This is a genomic window from Treponema sp. R6D11 (assembly GCF_054786075.1).
On the sequence record NZ_BDHD01000259.1, the window covers coordinates 1 to 2,038 of the forward strand.

The 2,038-nt window shown below is 50.8% G+C and carries 1 protein-coding gene; it reads left to right on the forward strand.

Features of this window, described 5'->3' with window-relative positions:
* Positions 1-126: 126 nt before the first annotated feature.
* Positions 127-2,038: pyruvate:ferredoxin (flavodoxin) oxidoreductase (gene nifJ, locus ACYVTD_RS12010; RefSeq protein WP_461247996.1), on the forward strand; the 1,912-nt coding region annotated here is incomplete at its 3' end.

The following is a 2,038-nucleotide window of genomic DNA, read 5'->3' on the forward strand; positions in this document are numbered from 1 at the left end:
ATTGTTTTTCTTCATTAATAGAGTATAGCGGGTTTTTGGGCTTGTGAATAGGTGTAATGCGCTTGATTTTTCTTTAAAACGGGGGTATAATCTTCCTATCTTATCTACCATATAATGAGGAAGAAAATGGCTGAAAAAAACAAAGTAATGATCGACGGTAACAATGCGGCCGCCTACGTGGCGCACGCCTTAAGCGAAGTAATCGCGATTTATCCGATTACCCCTTCAAGCCCAATGGGCGAATTCTCCGATGAATTCTCCGCCCAGGGGCGAAAAAACATCTGGGGAACCATCCCGAATGTCGTGGAAATGCAGTCCGAAGCGGGAGCCGCGGCGGCTGTTCACGGAGCGCTTACAACCGGCGCGCTTTCCGTCACGTTTACGGCGTCTCAGGGGCTTTTGCTCATGATTCCTACCATGTACAAGGTTGCTGGGGAACTTACTTCCACGGTATTCCATATATCCGCCCGCGCGTTGGCGACATCCAGCCTTTCGATTTTCGGCGACCACCAGGACGTAATGGCCTGCCGCCAGACCGGTTGGGCAATGCTCGCCTCCAACAACGTGCAGGAAGTAATGGACATGGCGTGCGTCGCCCATGCCAGTACCCTGCGTTCCCGCGTGCCCTTCCTTCACTTCTTTGACGGTTTCCGCACCAGCCATGAACTTCAAAATATCGAAGAAATCTCCTACGACGTGATGCACCAGATGATAGACGACGATCTTGTAACCGCCCACCGCGCGAGGGGGCTTAATCCTGAAAAACCGACCATTCGCGGAACGGCGCAAAACCCCGATACCTATTTCCAGAGCAGGGAAGGCGTGGACAAATATTACGAAAAAGTCCCAGGCATCGTTCAGGCGGAAATGGACAAGTACGCGAAACTTACCGGCAGAGCCTACCATGTCTTTGATTACTACGGTGCGAAAGACGCCGAAAACGTGGTCATCATAATGGGTTCCGGCGCGGACACCTGCGAAGAGACAATCGACTACCTTAATAAAAACGGCGGAAAGACGGGCATGGTAAAGGTGAGGCTTTTCCGCCCCTTCTGCCCGAAACTTTTTGTAAAAGCCCTGCCCTCATCGGTAAAGGCAATCGCCGTTTTGGACCGCACAAAAGAGCCCGGCTCTTTGGGCGAACCGTTATATGAAGACGTGCGTACCGCTATCGCGGAAATGCAGGCTTCTGGCGAATTCAAGGCCAACCCCGTCGTAATCGGCGGACGTTACGGCTTGGGTTCAAAAGAATTTACACCCGCTATGGTTAAAGGCGTATTTGAAAACCTTACCGGCAAGAAAACACCCGGCTTCATCGTCGGTATCAATGACGACGTTCTCGGAAAGAGCATAGATTACGATCCGCATTTTGTGCTGGAAGAAGAAGGCTTAAGCGAAGCGTTGTTCTACGGGCTTGGCTCTGACGGCACCGTCGGCGCGAACAAGAACTCAATTAAAATTATCAGCGAGGCGAAACCGGAACTTAACGCGCAGGCGTACTTCGCCTACGATTCAAAAAAATCGGGCGGCTTTACCGTTTCGCACCTCCGCTTCGGCAAGGGCGTTATCAGAAGACCGTACCTTATCAACTCCGCCGACTTCCTCGCGTGCCATAAATTTTCCTACATGGAAATGTACGACATGCTCAAAAGCGTTAAGAAGGGCGGCACGTTCCTTCTTAACAGCCCGTTCAAAGCGGCCGACGTATGGAAGAATATCCCCGTAGAAGCCCAAAAGCAGATAATCGACAAAAATTTAAAATTCTACGTTATCGACGCCGCCGATATCGCGTTTAAGACTGGCATGGGCACCCGCATCAACACTGTAATGCAGGCCGCCTATTTTAAGATTTCCGGCATATTGTCAGAAGCCGAAGCCGTAAAGCGCATGAAGGAACATATCGAACACTCCTACGGCAAGAAGGGCAAAGACGTTGTTGAAAAGAACTACAAAACCGTAGACGCGTCTCTTACCGCCGTAGAAGAAGTAAAGTATCCTTCCAAGACCGAAGGGGACATCCACAGGAAACCACCCTTTG